This is a genomic window from Providencia sp. PROV004 (assembly GCF_011045615.1).
GTDB lineage: Bacteria > Pseudomonadota > Gammaproteobacteria > Enterobacterales > Enterobacteriaceae > Providencia > Providencia rettgeri.
Genome location: NZ_CP042859.1, coordinates 4,069,680 through 4,088,642, shown reverse-complemented (window position 1 = coordinate 4,088,642; position 18,963 = coordinate 4,069,680). Strand labels below are relative to the sequence as shown.

General features: G+C 55.9%; 17 protein-coding genes and 4 pseudogenes. 11 read left to right on the top strand and 10 right to left on the bottom strand.

From position 1 onward, the window contains the following. Positions 1-11 precede the first annotated feature (11 nt). Positions 12-842: pseudogene (locus tag FVA69_RS18810) on the bottom strand (IS91-like element ISCR2 family transposase); the annotation flags it as partial. 63 nt (positions 843-905) lie between these two features. On the opposite strand from FVA69_RS18810, the gene FVA69_RS18805 reads away from it, so the two are divergent. Continuing rightward, positions 906-1,610 carry an IS6-like element IS1006 family transposase gene (locus FVA69_RS18805; RefSeq protein ID WP_001067784.1) on the top strand — a complete coding sequence of 235 codons (705 nt, stop codon included), beginning with the start codon at positions 906-908 and terminating at the stop codon, positions 1,608-1,610. An 84-nt stretch (positions 1,611-1,694) separates the two neighbouring features. On the opposite strand, the gene FVA69_RS18800 is transcribed toward FVA69_RS18805, so the two are convergent. From FVA69_RS18800 to intI1, 5 genes are all read right to left on the bottom strand, one after another. Continuing rightward, positions 1,695-2,171, bottom strand: a complete 477-nt coding sequence (locus FVA69_RS18800) for a hypothetical protein (protein WP_223171565.1) — start codon at positions 2,169-2,171, stop codon at positions 1,695-1,697. Continuing rightward, positions 2,105-5,056: a Tn3-like element TnAs3 family transposase gene (locus tag FVA69_RS18795; RefSeq protein ID WP_015344976.1), complete on the bottom strand. Its 2,952-nt coding sequence runs from the start codon at positions 5,054-5,056 to the stop codon at positions 2,105-2,107. The genes FVA69_RS18800 and FVA69_RS18795 overlap by 67 nt, the downstream gene beginning before the upstream one ends. 2 nt (positions 5,057-5,058) lie before the next feature. Next, entirely contained in the window at positions 5,059-5,619 is a 561-nt protein-coding gene (locus FVA69_RS18790; RefSeq protein ID WP_000147567.1) for a recombinase family protein, read from the bottom strand. A 125-nt stretch (positions 5,620-5,744) separates the two neighbouring features. Beyond that, entirely contained in the window at positions 5,745-6,074 is a 330-nt protein-coding gene (locus FVA69_RS18785; RefSeq protein WP_077890861.1) for a DUF3330 domain-containing protein, read from the bottom strand. 223 nt (positions 6,075-6,297) lie between these two features. Beyond that, positions 6,298-7,311 (bottom strand): class 1 integron integrase IntI1, encoded by a 1,014-nt coding sequence (intI1, locus tag FVA69_RS18780; protein ID WP_000845054.1) that lies wholly within the window; start codon positions 7,309-7,311, stop codon positions 6,298-6,300. Positions 7,312-7,456: 145 nt separating this feature from the next. On the opposite strand from intI1, the pseudogene FVA69_RS18775 reads away from it, so the two are divergent. The 5 genes and pseudogenes from FVA69_RS18775 to FVA69_RS18755 all read left to right on the top strand — a co-directional run bounded on the left by FVA69_RS18775 (position 7,457) and on the right by FVA69_RS18755 (position 12,476). Further along, positions 7,457-8,295 (top strand): annotated as a pseudogene (locus tag FVA69_RS18775) (AadA family aminoglycoside 3''-O-nucleotidyltransferase). Positions 8,296-8,379: 84 nt separating this feature from the next. Then, positions 8,380-9,201 carry a lincosamide nucleotidyltransferase Lnu(F) gene (gene lnu(F), locus FVA69_RS18770; protein WP_000939727.1) on the top strand — a complete coding sequence of 274 codons (822 nt, stop codon included), beginning with the start codon at positions 8,380-8,382 and terminating at the stop codon, positions 9,199-9,201. 148 nt (positions 9,202-9,349) lie between these two features. Further along, positions 9,350-9,697, top strand: coding sequence for a quaternary ammonium compound efflux SMR transporter QacE delta 1 (locus FVA69_RS18765; RefSeq protein WP_000679427.1), 348 nt, complete (start codon positions 9,350-9,352; stop codon positions 9,695-9,697). Beyond that, positions 9,691-10,530: a sulfonamide-resistant dihydropteroate synthase Sul1 gene (gene sul1 / locus FVA69_RS18760; RefSeq protein ID WP_000259031.1), complete on the top strand. Its 840-nt coding sequence runs from the start codon at positions 9,691-9,693 to the stop codon at positions 10,528-10,530. The genes FVA69_RS18765 and sul1 (FVA69_RS18760) overlap by 7 nt, the downstream gene beginning before the upstream one ends. 404 nt (positions 10,531-10,934) lie before the next feature. Next, entirely contained in the window at positions 10,935-12,476 is a 1,542-nt protein-coding gene (locus FVA69_RS18755) for an IS91-like element ISCR1 family transposase (RefSeq protein WP_000050481.1), read from the top strand. Between the two features lie 177 nt (positions 12,477-12,653). Here the strand turns inward: FVA69_RS18755 and FVA69_RS18750 are convergent, their stop codons facing one another. From FVA69_RS18750 to FVA69_RS18735, 4 genes and pseudogenes are all read right to left on the bottom strand, one after another. Beyond that, on the bottom strand, positions 12,654-13,148 hold the full coding sequence (locus FVA69_RS18750; protein WP_223231887.1) for a phosphoribosylanthranilate isomerase: 495 nt from the start codon (positions 13,146-13,148) through the stop codon (positions 12,654-12,656). 4 nt (positions 13,149-13,152) lie between these two features. Then, entirely contained in the window at positions 13,153-13,518 is a 366-nt protein-coding gene (ble, locus tag FVA69_RS18745) for a bleomycin binding protein Ble-MBL (protein WP_004201167.1), read from the bottom strand. Positions 13,519-13,521: 3 nt separating this feature from the next. Continuing rightward, positions 13,522-14,334, bottom strand: coding sequence for a subclass B1 metallo-beta-lactamase NDM-1 (locus FVA69_RS18740; protein ID WP_004201164.1), 813 nt, complete (start codon positions 14,332-14,334; stop codon positions 13,522-13,524). 100 nt (positions 14,335-14,434) lie between these two features. Then, positions 14,435-14,578 (bottom strand): annotated as a pseudogene (locus tag FVA69_RS18735) (IS30 family transposase); the annotation flags it as partial. Here FVA69_RS18735 and FVA69_RS18730 point away from each other — a divergent pair. From FVA69_RS18730 to FVA69_RS18710, 5 genes and pseudogenes are all read left to right on the top strand, one after another. After that, a pseudogene (locus FVA69_RS18730) lies at positions 14,577-14,990 on the top strand (CatB-related O-acetyltransferase); the annotation flags it as partial. The pseudogenes FVA69_RS18735 and FVA69_RS18730 sit on opposite strands and share 2 nt — an antisense overlap. An 84-nt stretch (positions 14,991-15,074) precedes the next feature. Continuing rightward, complete coding sequence (locus FVA69_RS18725) at positions 15,075-15,527, top strand: NAD(+)--rifampin ADP-ribosyltransferase Arr-3 (RefSeq protein ID WP_001749986.1); 453 nt, start codon at positions 15,075-15,077, stop codon at positions 15,525-15,527. A 222-nt stretch (positions 15,528-15,749) separates the two neighbouring features. Further along, a complete protein-coding gene (locus tag FVA69_RS18720; RefSeq protein WP_000679427.1) occupies positions 15,750-16,097 on the top strand; it encodes a quaternary ammonium compound efflux SMR transporter QacE delta 1 in 348 nt (115 codons plus the stop codon). After that, positions 16,091-16,930, top strand: a complete 840-nt coding sequence (gene sul1 / locus FVA69_RS18715; protein ID WP_000259031.1) for a sulfonamide-resistant dihydropteroate synthase Sul1 — start codon at positions 16,091-16,093, stop codon at positions 16,928-16,930. Before FVA69_RS18720 ends, sul1 (FVA69_RS18715) begins: the two co-directional genes overlap by 7 nt. Positions 16,931-17,334: 404 nt before the next feature. Continuing rightward, positions 17,335-18,876: an IS91-like element ISCR1 family transposase gene (locus FVA69_RS18710; RefSeq protein ID WP_000050481.1), complete on the top strand. Its 1,542-nt coding sequence runs from the start codon at positions 17,335-17,337 to the stop codon at positions 18,874-18,876. Positions 18,877-18,963 lie beyond the last annotated feature (87 nt).

Genomic DNA, 18,963 nt, shown 5'->3' with positions numbered 1-18,963 from the left:
CTTCAGGCTCGTCAGTCAAACAGACCCAGGAGCAGCTCAGCCGGTGGCGCCCGGCTTTCGGGTAACGCCCTGGTCCCGCTGGTTTCGGCTTTGTGCTTCAGGTGATCAAGGATCTGCTTGATCACTATAGGGTCTTCAATGCAGGCGATGACTTTCATGGCGCCGCCGCAGCCGCTGCAGGTCTCGATGTCGATATTGAAAACACGCTTGAGCCGTTGCGCCCATGTCATCGACGCTCGCCGTTGTGCTGGTGTTGCCGGTTCATCAGCCACCCTGACCTTGTTGCCCCTGCCCCGTTTTGCCGGCGTGACCAACGCCCGGTGCCGACTGTTGGGTGCGAACCCCCCGTGGAAGCGGGTTAGGTTGACTCTGGGCTTCGGTACCAGGGCGGCCAGCCTTGCAATGAAATCCAATGGTTCGAAAATGACGTGCGTGGTGCCGTCCCGGTACGGCGTCTTGAGCTGGTAGCGCACGTTGCCGCCTCGTGTTAACGACAGCCGCTTCTCGGATACCGCCGGGCGGCTGATGTACCGGCACAGCCGTTCGAGCTTCTTGCGTTCATCGGCCCTGGCCGCCACGCCGGCGTGCAGGCTGGACCCGGCTACCTTGCCAATCCCGTCACCGAACGGATCACCACTGGTCGGCAGAGTTTGCAAAGTGAACACCTTTCGCCCCGCCTGTGAACCGACAGCGATACGGTAAGTGATCGAGTGCCCCAGCAGGGGTGTCATCGGGTCGTCATCCACCGCATCCGAGGCCAGATAGCTGTTTTCGACATCCCGTTCCAGCAGGCCTTGCCGTTCCAGATAGCGACCCACCCGGTGGGCGATGGTGTGCGTCAGCGGCACTGTTGCAAATAACCACGAATGGTAAGCTGAAGACTGTTTTAGCTAAAGGTGCAGCATATGAATCCTTTCCATGGTCGGCATTTTCAGGGCGAAATCATTCTTTGGGCTGTGCGCTGGTATTGTAAATATGGCATTAGCTATCGTGAACTGCAGGAAATGCTGGCCGAACGGGGTGTGAATGTTGATCACACGACTATTTACCGTTGGGTTCAACGTTATGCTCCTGAAATAGAAAAACGTTTACGCTGGTATTGGCGTAATCCTACAGATCTGAGCTCGTGGCATATTGATGAAACCTATGTAAAAGTGAATGGACGATGGTCTTATCTGTATCGTGCAGTCGATCAACGTGGCGATACCATTGATTTTTATCTTTCTTCTAGACGTAATACCAAATCAGCATATTGTTTTCTTGGAAAAATTTTAAATAATGTGAAGAAGTGGCAAATTCCACAAGTGATCAACACGGATAAAGCACCCACATATGGACGTGCTTTATCACGGTTAAAACGGGAAGGTAAATGTCCACCAGACCTTGAGCACAGGCAGATTAAGTATAAAAATAACGTGATTGAATGTGATCATGGCAAGCTAAAGCGGATCATCAGGGCCACATTAGGATTCAAATCTATGAAGACGGCTTATGCCACAATTAAAGGTATTGAAGTCATGCGTGCACTACGTAAAGGACAAGCATCGTCATTTTATTATGGTCAGCCTCAGGGTGAAGTGTGTCTAATCAACAGGGTTTTCGGTCTCTAAGTACTTTTTAAAGGGAACATCATCGACTCAAATCTCTATTTGCAACAGTGCCAAAAAAACCAACTTCAAGTTGGTTTTTCTTTTTTAATCATCAGTGGCGACCTTAACACCATATCCAATTAAACCTGCAAGGCTAGCATAGGCTATTTTGGCATAAATCGAACCCCACCAGACCGTAATTTTACTGGCACCAAATTCCCGAACCGTTTGCCCCATAAAATTAGTGGTTTCATAGAAATTTTTAGCAGAATAACCTAACGCAATATGATCAAGGACAGGGAATAAACTAAAAGCTAAACCTACTGCTGCTGCGGGGAAAGTAAACTCTCTTGATAGACCGAATTTTCCAGTAATAAATACAAGCGATACCACGATAATTAATCTAATGATAGTCCATAGCATCACTGTGAAAGGCAAGTTAAAGATGCCTGCTCCCTGCCACGCAAGACCGCAAACAACTAGGGGTCGTCTCAGAAAACGGAAAATAAAGCACGCTAAGCCGGTTGCAGAGGCCGTAGCGGCCTGAACTTCCCCGCGCCGATCTTGGCGCTGCTGCGCCATAGGTAATCACCGGTCAGGTTGATGTGCTCCCAGCCGAGTGGCGACAGGTACTGCAATAGCGAGTCATCGACGGCATGACCATTGCCGCGCAACGCATGCGCCGCACGCTCCAGGTAGACCGTGTTCCACAGCACGATGGCCGCCGTCACCAGGTTGAGGCCGCTGGCCCGGTAGCGCTGCTGCTCGAAACTGCGGTCACGGATTTCACCAAGGCGGTTGAAGAACACGGCACGGGCCAGCGCATTGCGCGCCTCGCCCTTGTTCAGCCCGGCATGCACGCGGCGGCGTAGCTCGACGCTTTGCAGCCAGTCGAGGATGAACAGCGTGCGCTCGATGCGGCCCAACTCGCGCAGCGCGACGGCCAAGCCGTTCTGGCGCGGGTAGCTGCCGAGTTTCCTGAGCATCAGCGAGGCCGTCACCGTGCCCTGCTTGATCGAGGTGGCCAGCCGCAGGATTTCGTCCCAATGGGCGCGGACGTGCTTGATGTTGAGCGTGCCGCCGATCATCGGCTTGAGCGCGTCATAGGCGGCATCGCCCTTCGGGATGTAGAGCTTGGTGTCGCCCAGGTCGCGGATGCGCGGCGCGAAGCGGAAGCCCAAGAGGTGCATCAGGGCGAAGACGTGATCGGTGAAGCCCGCCGTGTCGGTGTAGTGCTCCTCGATCCGCAGGTCGGATTCGTGGTACAGCAGGCCGTCGAGCACGTAGGTTGAGTCGCGCAGGCCGACATTGACCACCTTGGTGTGGAATGGCGCGTATTGGTCGGAGATGTGGGTGTAGAAAGTCCGTCCTGGGCTGCTGCCATATTTTGGGTTGATGTGCCCCGTGCTCTTTGCCTTGCTAGCGGTTCGGAAATTCTGTCCGTCCGATGATGATGTGGTGCCATCGCCCCAGTGCCCGGCAAAGGGATGCCGAAACTGAGCGTTGACCAGTTCAGCCAACGCTGTCGAGTACGTTTCGTCGCGGGTATGCCAGGCTTGCAGCCAAGCGAGCTTCGCGTAGGTCGTGCCGGGGCAGGACTCGGCCATCTTGGTCAGGCCCAGGTTGATCGCGTCGGCCAGGATCGTGGTCAACAACAGGTTCTTGTCCTTGGCCAGATCGCCCGATTTCAAGTGCGTGAAGTGCCGGGTGAAGCCCGTCCACTCATCGACTTCGAGCAGCAGTTCGGTGATCTTGACGTGCGGCAGGACCATGGCTGTCTGGTCTATCAGCGCCTGCGCGGTGTCGGGCACCGCCGCATCCAGCGGCGTGATCTTCAAGCCCGACTCGGTGATGATGGCATCCGGCAGGTCGTTGGCTGCCGCCATGCGGTTGACGGTGGCAAGTTGTGCTTCCAGCAGCGTCAGCCGCTCATGCAGATATTGTTCGCAGTCGGTGGCCACGGCCAGCGGCAATTCGCTGGACTGCTTGAGGCTGGTGAACTTCTCGGGCGGTACCAGGTAGTCCTCGAAGTCCTTGAACTGGCGTGAACCCTGCACCCAGATGTCGCCCGAGCGCAGGGAGTTCTTCAACTCGGACAGCGCGCACAGTTCGTAGTAGCGCCGGTCGATGCCGGCGTCGGTCATCACCAGTTTCTGCCAGCGCGGCTTGATGAAGCCGGTCGGTGCATCGGCTGGCAGCTTGCGGGCGTTGTCGGTGTTCATGCCGCGCAGCACCTCAATGGCATCAAGCACGTTTTTGGCGGCGGGCGCGGCCCGCAGCTTGAGCACGGCAAGGAATTCCGGTGCATAGCGGCGCAGGGTGGCGTAGCTCTCGCCGATGCGATGCAGGAAATCGAAGTCATCGGGTTGCGCGAGCTTCTGCGCCTCGGTGACGCTCTCGGCAAAGGAATCCCAGGACATGACGGCCTCGATGGCGGCAAACGCATCGCGGCCTGATTGCTTGGCGTCGATCAGCGCCTGACCGATGCGCCCGTACAGACGTACCTTGGCGTTGATGGCCTTGCCTGACGCCTGGAACTGCTGCTGATGCTTATTCTTGGCAGCGTTAAACAGCTTACCCAGGATGCGGTCGTGCAGGTCGATGATTTCGTCGGTGACGGTGGCCAGCGCCACGAGAGTGGCGTAGCGCCGTTGCGGCTCGAATTTGGCCAGGTCGGCGGGTGTCATCTGGCCGCCCTCGCGGGCAATCTTGAGCAGGCGGTTCTGGTGAACCAGCCGCTCGATGCCGGTAGGCAGATCGAGTGCCTGCCATGCCTTGAGGCGTTCGATGTGTTCCAGCATATGCCGCGAATTTGGCTTGGCCGGAGACTGGCGCAACCAAGCCAACCAGGTCGTCTTGCCGTTGTCCCGGCGCTTGAGCAGATCGTCGAGGCGGCGGCGATGCGCGTCCGCCAGTGGTTCGGCCAAGGCGTCGTAGATGCGCCGGTTAGCACGGGTGATCGCCTCGGCACTCGCCCGCTCGACGGCGTTGAGGGCGGGCAGAATGACCGACTGCCGCCGCAGGTGCCCGATCAAGGCGCTGGCCAGCACGATGCCTTTGTCGGTTTGCATCGCCAGCTCGGTCAGCATCTGGACGGCCTGCCGGTAATGGCTCATGGTGAAGGGCCGGAAACCGAACACGGTTTGCAGCTCGCTCAGGTGCTCGCGCCGGGTCTGCTCCCGCTGGCCGTACTCGTTCCAGCTTTCGACGCCGACCTTGAGCTGGTCGGCGACCAGCTTCAACAAGGGCGGGAACGGTAGTTCATCGACGCCCAGGATGACGCCGGGAAAGCGCAGGTAACAGAGCTGCACCGCGAAGCCCAGCCGATTGGCTGGCCCGCGCCGCTGTCGGATGATCGAGAGGTCGGTATCGTTGAATGTGTAATGTCGGATCAGGTCGTCCTTGGAGTCCGGCAACGCCAGCAGGCTTTCCCGCTCGGCGGCGGACAGGATGGAACGACGTGGCATATTTACTGATCCGTTCTCAAGTATTGATACAGGGTTTCGCGACTGATTCCGAATTCACGAGCAAGCTTGGTCTTTTGCTCGCCAGCCTCGACACGTTGGCGCAGTTCGGCAATACGCTCAGACGACAGGGATTTCTTCCTGCCACGGTAAGCCCCGCGTTGCTTGGCGAGCGCAATACCCTCGCGCTGACGCTCGCGGATCAGGGCGCGCTCGAACTCGGCGAACGCGCCCATCACCGAGAGCATCAGGTTCGCCATCGGAGAGTCTTCGCCAGTAAAACTGAGGTGTTCCTTGACGAATTCGATATGCACGCCGCGTTGTGTCAGCGTTTGCACGATCCGGCGCAAATCATCGAGATTGCGCGCCAGGCGATCCATGCTATGCACCACCACGGTGTCGCCGGTGCGGGCGAAGCTTATCAGCGCTTCCAGTTGCGGACGCTTGACATCCTTGCCGGATGCCTTGTCGCTAAAAGCGCGATCAACCTTGACGCCTTCCAGTTGCCGTTCCGGGTTCTGGTCGAAGGTGCTGACCCTGATATACCCAATGCGCTGTCCAGTCATGGAATTCCCTGCAAAATGTCAGGGAAGACTCTATGACCTTCAACGAGATATGTCAATAAATTCAAAATTCAATCCTATCCTGACGCAATTTACACATGGCATCTGACATCAGGTTAGGGTATGCCTCAACCTGACGGCGGCGAATCACAAGCGTCCGGTTTGACGCTGGTTTCGGTCGCAGTGCTGGCCCGCGCCTGGAAGCGCTGATAGCACTCCAGCCCGCAGAAATGCTCCACGTACTCGGCCCCTTCCGGCGTGAAGGCGGCATCGAGCGGGATTTCCTTGCAGCACACGCAGCAACTGGTGCTCGGTTCATTGGCGTTCATGGTGGTGTTCCTCCATTGGTTGACGAAGCCGACGAAGGCCGCCGCCGGCATCGGCCTGGCGAACAGGAAACCCTGCACCGTGTCGCAACCCGCCTGCCGCAACCACGCAAGGCAGTCGGGTGTTTCCACACCCTCGGCTACCACCTCCATTGTCGTTTTCAGAAGACGGCTGCACTGAACGTCAGAAGCCGACTGCACTATAGCAGCGGAGGGGTTGGATCCATCAGGCAACGACGGGCTGCTGCCGGCCATCAGCGGACGCAGGGAGGACTTTCCGCAACCGGCCGTTCGATGCGGCACCGATGGCCTTCGCGCAGGGGTAGTGAATCCGCCAGGATTGACTTGCGCTGCCCTACCTCTCACTAGTGAGGGGCGGCAGCGCATCAAGCGGTGAGCGCACTCCGGCACCGCCAACTTTCAGCACATGCGTGTAAATCATCGTCGTAGAGACGTCGGAATGGCCGAGCAGATCCTGCACGGTTCGAATGTCGTAACCGCTGCGGAGCAAGGCCGTCGCGAACGAGTGGCGGAGGGTGTGCGGTGTGGCGGGCTTCGTGATGCCTGCTTGTTCTACGGCACGTTTGAAGGCGCGCTGAAAGGTCTGGTCATACATGTGATGGCGACGCACGACACCGCTCCGTGGATCGGTCGAATGCGTGTGCTGCGCAAAAACCCAGAACCACGGCCAGGAATGCCCGGCGCGCGGATACTTCCGCTCAAGGGCGTCGGGAAGCGCAACGCCGCTGCGGCCCTCGGCCTGGTCCTTCAGCCACCATGCCCGTGCACGCGACAGCTGCTCGCGCAGGCTGGGTGCCAAGCTCTCGGGTAACATCAAGGCCCGATCCTTGGAGCCCTTGCCCTCCCGCACGATGATCGTGCCGTGATCGAAATCCAGATCCTTGACCCGCAGTTGCAAACCCTCACTGATCCGCATGCCCGTTCCATACAGAAGCTGGGCGAACAAACGATGCTCGCCTTCCAGAAAACCGAGGATGCGAACCACTTCATCCGGGGTCAGCACCACCGGCAAGCGCCGCGACGGCCGAGGTCTTCCGATCTCCTGAAGCCAGGGCAGATCCGTGCACAGCACCTTGCCGTAGAAGAACAGCAAGGCCGCCAATGCCTGACGATGCGTGGAGACCGAAACCTTGCGCTCGTTCGCCAGCCAGGACAGAAATGCCTCGACTTCGCTGCTGCCCAAGGTTGCCGGGTGACGCACACCGTGGAAACGGATGAAGGCACGAACCCAGTTGACATAAGCCTGTTCGGTTCGTAAACTGTAATGCAAGTAGCGTATGCGCTCACGCAACTGGTCCAGAACCTTGACCGAACGCAGCGGTGGTAACGGCGCAGTGGCGGTTTTCATGGCTTGTTATGACTGTTTTTTTGTACAGTCTATGCCTCGGGCATCCAAGCAGCAAGCGCGTTACGCCGTGGGTCGATGTTTGATGTTATGGAGCAGCAACGATGTTACGCAGCAGGGCAGTCGCCCTAAAACAAAGTTAGACATCATGAGGGTAGCGGTGACCATCGAAATTTCGAACCAACTATCAGAGGTGCTAAGCGTCATTGAGCGCCATCTCGAACCGACGTTGCTGGCCGTGCATTTGTACGGCTCCGCAGTGGATGGCGGCCTGAAGCCATACAGCGATATTGATTTGTTGGTTACTGTGGCCGTAAAGCTTGATGAAACGACGCGGCGAGCATTGCTCAATGATCTTATGGAGGCTTCGGCTTTCCCTGGCGAGAGCGAGACGCTCCGCGCTATAGAAGTCACCCTTGTCGTGCATGACGACATCATCCCGTGGCGTTATCCGGCTAAGCGCGAGCTGCAATTTGGAGAATGGCAGCGCAATGACATTCTTGCGGGTATCTTCGAGCCAGCCATGATCGACATTGATCTAGCTATCCTGCTTACAAAAGCAAGAGAACATAGCGTTGCCTTGGTAGGTCCGGCAGCGGAGGAATTCTTTGACCCGGTTCCTGAACAGGATCTATTCGAGGCGCTGAGGGAAACCTTGAAGCTATGGAACTCGCAGCCCGACTGGGCCGGCGATGAGCGAAATGTAGTGCTTACGTTGTCCCGCATTTGGTACAGCGCAATAACCGGCAAAATCGCGCCGAAGGATGTCGCTGCCGACTGGGCAATAAAACGCCTACCTGCCCAGTATCAGCCCGTCTTACTTGAAGCTAAGCAAGCTTATCTGGGACAAAAAGAAGATCACTTGGCCTCACGCGCAGATCACTTGGAAGAATTTATTCGCTTTGTGAAAGGCGAGATCATCAAGTCAGTTGGTAAATGATGTCTAACAATTCGTTCAAGCCGACCGCGCTACGCGCGGCGGCTTAACTCCGGCGTTGTGCTGACGAAAAAAAACAAAAATCTGCGTATACCTTTCCTCATAATCTGTGGCTTCAATAAAAGGATATTTCTATGCTTCAACTGAAAATGATCGAACTCTTCAAGGAAGGTTGTCATGAGGATGCACGAATAATCGCGGCATTGATGTTCGGCTCATTTGCTATCGGAGAGGGTGACGAGTTCTCTGATATCGAATTCGCAGTGTTCATCCAGGATGACCATTTTGAAAATTTCGATCAGCGCTCGTGGCTTAATGCCGTAAGTCCGGTTGCTGCTTACTTTCCGGACGACTTCGGCCACCACACCGCACTTTTTGAAAACGGCATTCGCGGTGAATTCCATTTCATGCGAAAATCGGACATACCGGTCATTTCCACTTGGCAAGGCTATGGGTGGTTTCCCTCGCTTGAGGCGGCTGTTTTGTTGGACCGATCAGGAGAGTTGTCAAGGTACGCAAGCGCTCTCGTGGGCGGTCCCCCGATACGTGAAGGCGCGCCGCTGGTGGAAGGGCTTGTGTTGAACCTCATCAGCCTGATGCTCTTTGGGGCCAATCTTTTAAATCGGGGAGAGTACGCTCGCGCCTGGGCTTTGCTCAGCAAAGCACATGAAAACCTACTCAAGCTGGTTCGACTCCACGAAGGGGCAACAGACCACTGGCCGACACCTTCACGCGCGCTCGAAAAGGATATCTCGGAGGACTCGTATAATCGCTATCTGGCATGCACAAGCAGTGCAGAACCAAGAGCACTATGTGCAGCCTATCATCAAACGTGGACGTGGAGTCTCGAATTGTTCAAGAGCGTGACAGAACCTCTGAATATCGAGCTTCCGAGAACTGTAATTGCGCAGGCAAAAAGGTTGCTCAATGAGTCTGCGACGCCGCACAACAAGTAAATCCAGCGGACGCATAAAAACGCGCCGCTGATTTTGACGGTTAGATGCACTAAGCACATAATTGCTCACAGCCAAACTATCAGGTCAAGTCTGCTTTTATTATTTTTAAGCGTGCATAATAAGCCCTACACAAATTGGGAGATATATCATGAAAGGCTGGCTTTTTCTTGTTATCGCAATAGTTGGCGAAGTAATCGCAACATCCGCATTAAAATCTAGCGAGGGCTTTACTAAGCTTGCCCCTTCCGCCGTTGTCATAATCGGTTATGGCATCGCATTTTATTTTCTTTCTCTGGTTCTGAAATCCATCCCTGTCGGTGTTGCTTATGCAGTCTGGTCGGGACTCGGCGTCGTCATAATTACAGCCATTGCCTGGTTGCTTCATGGGCAAAAGCTTGATGCGTGGGGCTTTGTAGGTATGGGGCTCATAATTGCTGCCTTTTTGCTCGCCCGATCCCCATCGTGGAAGTCGCTGCGGAGGCCGACGCCATGGTGACGGTGTTCGGCATTCTGAATCTCACCGAGGACTCCTTCTTCGATGAGAGCCGGCGGCTAGACCCCGCCGGCGCTGTCACCGCGGCGATCGAAATGCTGCGAGTCGGATCAGACGTCGTGGATGTCGGACCGGCCGCCAGCCATCCGGACGCGAGGCCTGTATCGCCGGCCGATGAGATCAGACGTATTGCGCCGCTCTTAGACGCCCTGTCCGATCAGATGCACCGTGTTTCAATCGACAGCTTCCAACCGGAAACCCAGCGCTATGCGCTCAAGCGCGGCGTGGGCTACCTGAACGATATCCAAGGATTTCCTGACCCTGCGCTCTATCCCGATATTGCTGAGGCGGACTGCAGGCTGGTGGTTATGCACTCAGCGCAGCGGGATGGCATCGCCACCCGCACCGGTCACCTTCGACCCGAAGACGCGCTCGACGAGATTGTGCGGTTCTTCGAGGCGCGGGTTTCCGCCTTGCGACGGAGCGGGGTCGCTGCCGACCGGCTCATCCTCGATCCGGGGATGGGATTTTTCTTGAGCCCCGCACCGGAAACATCGCTGCACGTGCTGTCGAACCTTCAAAAGCTGAAGTCGGCGTTGGGGCTTCCGCTATTGGTCTCGGTGTCGCGGAAATCCTTCTTGGGCGCCACCGTTGGCCTTCCTGTAAAGGATCTGGGTCCAGCGAGCCTTGCGGCGGAACTTCACGCGATCGGCAATGGCGCTGACTACGTCCGCACCCACGCGCCTGGAGATCTGCGAAGCGCAATCACCTTCTCGGAAACCCTCGCGAAATTTCGCAGTCGCGACGCCAGAGACCGAGGGTTAGATCATGCCTAGCATTCACCTTCCGGCCGCCCGCTAAATATCTCCTTTTGGGTTGTTAATAAAACATCCAATAAGTTGACTGTGCGTGAAAAAGAAAGTTTTGTGTGATGGCGTTGAAGATCGCACCGTTAAGCTCTTATGTGGGATGGTGCAGAGCTCGACGACTACCGATAAAACGCAACCGCCGCAAACAGACAAGAAAAAGCCCCAACTGATAACAGTTGGGGCTTCAGTATTGTGATTGGTGGAGCAATAGCACCCTGAACCCAAAACCTTCTCGCTCAACCGGTAGTGGCTGATAACAACTCGTGAGGGCTATTGCGGGTTAAGCATTTAGCGATGTCTAGGGCCAGACTGGACGTCTGAACGCAAGCCGCTGATACTGTACATAACCACAGTATCAGCGGAGGATACCCATGTCGCTGGCAAGGAACGCCACGGCGAGTCAATCGCCCACTCAAACAAACGGTTACGAACGCCACCAACCCGACCAGACGCTGCTCTACCAGCTGGTTGAGCAGCACTACCCAGCCTTCAAAGCCTCACTCGAAGCCCAAGGTCAACACCTGCCTCGCTACATCCAACAAGAATTCAACGACCTCCTCCAATGTGGCCGTCTGGAGTATGGTTTCATGCGGGTTCGCTGCGAGGATTGTCATCACGAGCGTCTGGTCGCCTTCAGCTGTAAACGACGCGGCTTTTGCCCTAGCTGCGGTGCCCGCCGGATGGCCGAGAGTGCGGCGCTGCTGATAGACGAAGTCTTCCCCAAGGAGCCCATTCGCCAGTGGGTGCTCAGCTTTCCTTTCCAGCTACGCTTTTTGCTGGCTCGCCATCCCCAGCTGATGGGCCAGGTCTTGAGTATCGTCTATCGTACACTCTCAACTCATCTGATCAAAAAAGCCGGTTACACCAAAGCCTCTGCACAAACTGGCTCAGTGACTCTTATCCAACGCTTTGGCTCCGCGCTAAATCTCAATGTCCACTACCACATGCTGTTTCTCGATGGTGTCTATGCCGAAGATGACTATGGCAAGCAACGCTTCCATCGTGTCAAGGCACCCACTTACGATGAGCTGAATACGCTCGCTCACACCCTCAGCCATCGCATCGCTCGCTGCATGGAAAAGCGTGGGATTTTGGAGCGTGATGCCGAGAATACGTGGTTGACACTGGAAGAGGGCGAAGACGATACGCTGACTCAATTACATGGTGCTTCGGTTACGTATCGCATTGCCGTCGGCCCCCAGCAAGGGCGCAAAGTCTTCACCCTGCAAACCTTGCCAGGGCGTGAGGATAAAGCCGACTCAAGCAGTCGAGTAGCCAACCATGCTGGTTTCTCGCTACACGCCGGTGTGATGGCCGAAGCGCATCAGCGGGATAAGCTTGAGCGCTTGTGTCGCTACATTAGTCGGCCAGCGGTTTCAGAAAAACGTCTGGCATTAACCGCCAATGGGCAGGTGCGTTACGAGCTCAAAACTCCGTACCGCAATGGCACCACCCATGTGATCTTCGAGCCGCTGGACTTCATCGCCAAACTCGCTGCGTTGGTACCTAAGCCGCGAGTCAACCTCACACGCTTCCACGGCGTCTTTGCACCGAACAGCAAACACCGAGTTCAAGTAACACCCGCCAAGCGGGGCAAGAAGCCCGACAAATCGGAAGGTCTCGATACTAACTGGCGTGACAAGAGTCCTGCAGAGCGCCACCGCGCCATGACCTGGATGCAACGCCTCAAGCGAGTCTTCAATATTGATATTGAAGTCTGCGAACACTGCGGCGGTCACGTCAAAGTGATTGCCAGCATCGAAGATCCGAAGGTCATTGAGCAGATTCTCAAGCATCTGAAACAGAAAACAGCCAAGGCGAATGCCGCCAAGCAGCGTGAGCTGCCACCAGAACGAGCGCCGCCACTGACTCCCAGCCTGTTCGATCCATCACAGAGTCGTCTCTTTGACTGACGACCCCAAATCCAACACTGCTCAACACTGCCAACTTTTAAACGGGGCGGTGGGGCAGTTTGTATCTCTCGAGCTATCAGGCTAGAGATTTTACCGCCAAATCGAACCTTATTAGAGCGGTTTAGGCTGGACCGGCAGTTAAAATTGGGGCTTGAGCGGTAAACGAGTGAGGGAATTTCAGGTAAGATACTTCGGATGAGGAGCAAAAAGGTGGTTTATACTTCCTATACCCAACGCCAACCCCATGCCGCCGGGCAGCGCGCCTTTGGGGGTCTTGGCGTCGAACAAGATCAAGTCCGCCGCCCCGGCATAGGCTGCGGCGCGTGCGACATCGCTGGCGCTGGCGACGGGCAGCGCCTTCCACACCGGCTTGCCAAACCGCGCGCGCAACTGGGCCACGCGTTCGGGCGATTCCGAACCGTGCAGCTGCAGCGCGTTCAGCTTGGCTGCCACCAGTGCGTCGGCGATGACAGCATCATCCGCATCGACGAACAAACCGACCATGGCGATCTGGCCAGCTGCGCGCGATGTCAAAGCGCCCGCGACATTCGACGTAACCGCACGGGGCGACGCTGGATAGAACACCAACCCGGCATAGTCCGCCCGCGCCGCGATGGTCGCATCGAGCGCCTCGGGTGTGCTGATCCCGCAAATCTTGATTTTCGCGGGCATGCGGTCAGTCGGGGTTCTGGATCAGCCGCACCAGCGTGCAGTCGGGATCGATCAGGTAGCCGATCCTCAGGCCGCTCGCCTCCAGTTGCGGAGCTTTGAAGCGCGGCCAGCCGGTGCTTTTTTCCTCGGCTCCCGCCGCGTTCACCAATGCCACCATGGCATCGAGATCATCCAACCGCAGGCAACAGCCGAACGAGCTCGTAGCTGGGTCGAGGTCAGGATAGGGGAAGAATTCGAGCTGCAAACCGCCGCGCTGCAGGATCATCCAGCCGCGATCCTTCCAACTCGTCGCAAAGCCCAGCTTCGCATAAAACGCCTCTGTCACATCGAAATCGCGCGATGGCAGATTGGGGGTGACGTGGTCAGCCATGGCTCAGCGCAGCTTGTCGGCCATGCGGGCCGTATGAGTGATTGCGGCGCGGCTATCGGGGGCGGAATGGCTCATCACGATCATGCTGGCCTTGGGGAACGCCGCACCAAACGCGCGCGCTGACGCGGCGTAGTGCTCAGTGTCGGCATCACCGAGATTGCCGAGCGACTTGGCCTTGCTGTCCTTGATCAGGCAGCCACCAAAAGCGATGTCGGTGCCGTCGATCCCAACGGTGATATTGTCACTGGTGTGGCCGGGGCCGGGGTAAAATACCTTGAGCGGGCCAAAGTTGGGCGCGGTTGCTGGTTCGACCCAGCCATTGGCGGCGAAAGTCAGGCTGTGTTGCGCCGCAACCATCCCCTCTTGCGGGGCAAGCTGGTTCGACAACGCATTGGCATAAGTCGCAATCCCCGCCGCATGCAGCGCGTCCATACCGCCCATCTTGTCCTGATGCGCGTGAGTCACCACCGCCAGCGCGACCGGCAGGTTGATCTCCTGCTTGATCCAGTTGAGGATCTGGGCGGTCTGGTCATCGGTCCAGGCGGTATCGACCACCAGCACGCGGCCGCCATCCCTGACGATCAAACCGTTGGAAGCGACTGCCCCGAAACCCGGCATGTCGAGATAGGAAGTGTGCTGCCAGACATTCGGTGCGAGCTGGCGGAAAACCAGATCGCCAAACCGTTGGTCGCCAGTTTCCATTTGCTGGCCAATCGTCGGGCGGATTTCACCGGGCATGCACCCGCTCAGCATCAATGCAGCGGCTAATGCGGTGCTCAGCTTCGCGACCGGGTGCATAATATTGGGCAATTCCATCAAGTTTTCCTTTTATTCAGCATTAAAAACCCCGCAAATGCGAGGCCTAGTAAATAGATGATCTTAATTTGGTTCACTGTAGCAAAAATATGGGGCGAATTCAAACATGAGGTGCGACAGTTTCAAAAGCCATATGATAATCAACAAGCTGAGCAAATTTCTCTAATGGTGTAAGCCAATCTAACGCCTTTCTAGGACGAGTATTCAGTGACATGGCAACTTGATTTAAATAATGCTGATCTGCTGGCAATCAGGGGCATCGGTACGACTGGGCATCATCTTTCCCGTTCTTTTATATGCAGGAAGAACCTGCATTCTCAAGCGCACTCGATGCCTTCCAAAAAGCAGGTAATACTGTCATTGGCAATGACGTTTGGATCGGCTCTGAGGCAATGGTCATGCCCGGAATCAAGATCGGGCACGGTGCGGTGATAGGCAGCCGCTCGTTGGTGACAAAAGATGTGGAGCCTTACGCTATCGTTGGCGGCAATCCCGCTAAGAAGATTAAGAAACGCTTCACCGATGAGGAAATTTCATTGCTTCTGGAGATGGAGTGGTGGAATTGGTCACTGGAGAAGATCAAAGCGGCAATGCCCATGCTGTGCTCGTCTAATATTGTTGGCCTGCACAAGTATTGGCTCGAGTTTGCCGTCTAACAATTCAATCAAGCCGATGCCGCTTCGCGGCACGGCTTATTTCAGGCGTTATGCAGCCAAATCCCAACAATTAAGGGTCTTAAAATGGTAAAAGATTGGATTCCCATCTCTCATGATAATTACAAGCAGGTGCAAGGACCGTTCTATCATGGAACCAAAGCCAATTTGGCGATTGGTGACTTGCTAACCACAGGGTTCATCTCTCATTTCGAGGACGGTCGTATTCTTAAGCACATCTACTTTTCAGCCTTGATGGAGCCAGCAGTTTGGGGAGCTGAACTTGCTATGTCACTGTCTGGCCTCGAGGGTCGCGGCTACATATACATAGTTGAGCCAACAGGACCGTTCGAAGACGATCCGAATCTTACGAACAAAAGATTTCCCGGTAATCCAACACAGTCCTATAGAACCTGCGAACCCTTGAGAATTGTTGGCGTTGTTGAAGACTGGGAGGGGCATCCTGTTGAATTAATAAGGGGAATGTTGGATTCGTTGGAGGACTTAAAGCGCCGTGGTTTACACGTCATTGAAGACTAGTCCTTTGCATAACAAAGCCATCAAACCGGACGCCAGAGATTCCGCGCCTGTTGCGCATGGCTTCGCCATTTTATGCGCAATAGGCGCGCCACCCTGTCGCCGTTTATGGCGGCGTTAGATGCACTAAGCACATAATTGCTCACAGCCAAACTATCAGGTCAAGTCTGCTTTTATTATTTTTAAGCGTGCATAATAAGCCCTACACAAATTGGGAGATATATCATGAAAGGCTGGCTTTTTCTTGTTATCGCAATAGTTGGCGAAGTAATCGCAACATCCGCATTAAAATCTAGCGAGGGCTTTACTAAGCTTGCCCCTTCCGCCGTTGTCATAATCGGTTATGGCATCGCATTTTATTTTCTTTCTCTGGTTCTGAAATCCATCCCTGTCGGTGTTGCTTATGCAGTCTGGTCGGGACTCGGCGTCGTCATAATTACAGCCATTGCCTGGTTGCTTCATGGGCAAAAGCTTGATGCGTGGGGCTTTGTAGGTATGGGGCTCATAATTGCTGCCTTTTTGCTCGCCCGATCCCCATCGTGGAAGTCGCTGCGGAGGCCGACGCCATGGTGACGGTGTTCGGCATTCTGAATCTCACCGAGGACTCCTTCTTCGATGAGAGCCGGCGGCTAGACCCCGCCGGCGCTGTCACCGCGGCGATCGAAATGCTGCGAGTCGGATCAGACGTCGTGGATGTCGGACCGGCCGCCAGCCATCCGGACGCGAGGCCTGTATCGCCGGCCGATGAGATCAGACGTATTGCGCCGCTCTTAGACGCCCTGTCCGATCAGATGCACCGTGTTTCAATCGACAGCTTCCAACCGGAAACCCAGCGCTATGCGCTCAAGCGCGGCGTGGGCTACCTGAACGATATCCAAGGATTTCCTGACCCTGCGCTCTATCCCGATATTGCTGAGGCGGACTGCAGGCTGGTGGTTATGCACTCAGCGCAGCGGGATGGCATCGCCACCCGCACCGGTCACCTTCGACCCGAAGACGCGCTCGACGAGATTGTGCGGTTCTTCGAGGCGCGGGTTTCCGCCTTGCGACGGAGCGGGGTCGCTGCCGACCGGCTCATCCTCGATCCGGGGATGGGATTTTTCTTGAGCCCCGCACCGGAAACATCGCTGCACGTGCTGTCGAACCTTCAAAAGCTGAAGTCGGCGTTGGGGCTTCCGCTATTGGTCTCGGTGTCGCGGAAATCCTTCTTGGGCGCCACCGTTGGCCTTCCTGTAAAGGATCTGGGTCCAGCGAGCCTTGCGGCGGAACTTCACGCGATCGGCAATGGCGCTGACTACGTCCGCACCCACGCGCCTGGAGATCTGCGAAGCGCAATCACCTTCTCGGAAACCCTCGCGAAATTTCGCAGTCGCGACGCCAGAGACCGAGGGTTAGATCATGCCTAGCATTCACCTTCCGGCCGCCCGCTAAATATCTCCTTTTGGGTTGTTAATAAAACATCCAATAAGTTGACTGTGCGTGAAAAAGAAAGTTTTGTGTGATGGCGTTGAAGATCGCACCGTTAAGCTCTTATGTGGGATGGTGCAGAGCTCGACGACTACCGATAAAACGCAACCGCCGCAAACAGACAAGAAAAAGCCCCAACTGATAACAGTTGGGGCTTCAGTATTGTGATTGGTGGAGCAATAGCACCCTGAACCCAAAACCTTCTCGCTCAACCGGTAGTGGCTGATAACAACTCGTGAGGGCTATTGCGGGTTAAGCATTTAGCGATGTCTAGGGCCAGACTGGACGTCTGAACGCAAGCCGCTGATACTGTACATAACCACAGTATCAGCGGAGGATACCCATGTCGCTGGCAAGGAACGCCACGGCGAGTCAATCGCCCACTCAAACAAACGGTTACGAACGCCACCAACCCGACCAGACGCTGCTCTACCAGCTGGTTGAGCAGCACTACCCAGCCTTCAAAGCCTCACTCGAAGCCCAAGGTCAACACCTGCCTCGCTACATCCAACAAGAATTCAACGACCTCCTCCAATGTGGCCGTCTGGAGTATGGTTTCATGCGGGTTCGCTGCGAGGATTGTCATCACGAGCGTCTGGTCGCCTTCAGCTGTAAACGACGCGGCTTTTGCCCTAGCTGCGGTGCCCGCCGGATGGCCGAGAGTGCGGCGCTGCTGATAGACGAAGTCTTCCCCAAGGAGCCCATTCGCCAGTGGGTGCTCAGCTTTCCTTTCCAGCTACGCTTTTTGCTGGCTCGCCATCCCCAGCTGATGGGCCAGGTCTTGAGTATCGTCTATCGTACACTCTCAACTCATCTGATCAAAAAAGCCGGTTACACCAAAGCCTCTGCACAAACTGGCTCAGTGACTCTTATCCAACGCTTTGGCTCCGCGCTAAATCTCAATGTCCACTACCACATGCTGTTTCTCGATGGTGTCTATGCCGAAGATGACTATGGCAAGCAACGCTTCCATCGTGTCAAGGCACCCACTTACGATGAGCTGAATACGCTCGCTCACACCCTCAGCCATCGCATCGCTCGCTGCATGGAAAAGCGTGGGATTTTGGAGCGTGATGCCGAGAATACGTGGTTGACACTGGAAGAGGGCGAAGACGATACGCTGACTCAATTACATGGTGCTTCGGTTACGTATCGCATTGCCGTCGGCCCCCAGCAAGGGCGCAAAGTCTTCACCCTGCAAACCTTGCCAGGGCGTGAGGATAAAGCCGACTCAAGCAGTCGAGTAGCCAACCATGCTGGTTTCTCGCTACACGCCGGTGTGATGGCCGAAGCGCATCAGCGGGATAAGCTTGAGCGCTTGTGTCGCTACATTAGTCGGCCAGCGGTTTCAGAAAAACGTCTGGCATTAACCGCCAATGGGCAGGTGCGTTACGAGCTCAAAACTCCGTACCGCAATGGCACCACCCATGTGATCTTCGAGCCGCTGGACTTCATCGCCAAACTCGCTGCGTTGGTACCTAAGCCGCGAGTCAACCTCACACGCTTCCACGGCGTCTTTGCACCGAACAGCAAACACCGAGTTCAAGTAACACCCGCCAAGCGGGGCAAGAAGCCCGACAAATCGGAAGGTCTCGATACTAACTGGCGTGACAAGAGTCCTGCAGAGCGCCACCGCGCCATGACCTGGATGCAACGCCTCAAGCGAGTCTTCAATATTGATATTGAAGTCTGCGAACACTGCGGCGGTCACGTCAAAGTGATTGCCAGCATCGAAGATCCGAAGGTCATTGAGCAGATTCTCAAGCATCTGAAACAGAAAACAGCCAAGGCGAATGCCGCCAAGCAGCGTGAGCTGCCACCAGAACGAGCGCCGCCACTGACTCCCAGCCTGTTCGATCCATCACAGAGTCGTCTCTTTGACTGACGACCCCAAATCCAACACTGCTCAACACTGCCAACTTTTAAACGGGGCGGTGGGGCAGTTTGTATCTCTCGAGCTATCAGGCTAGAG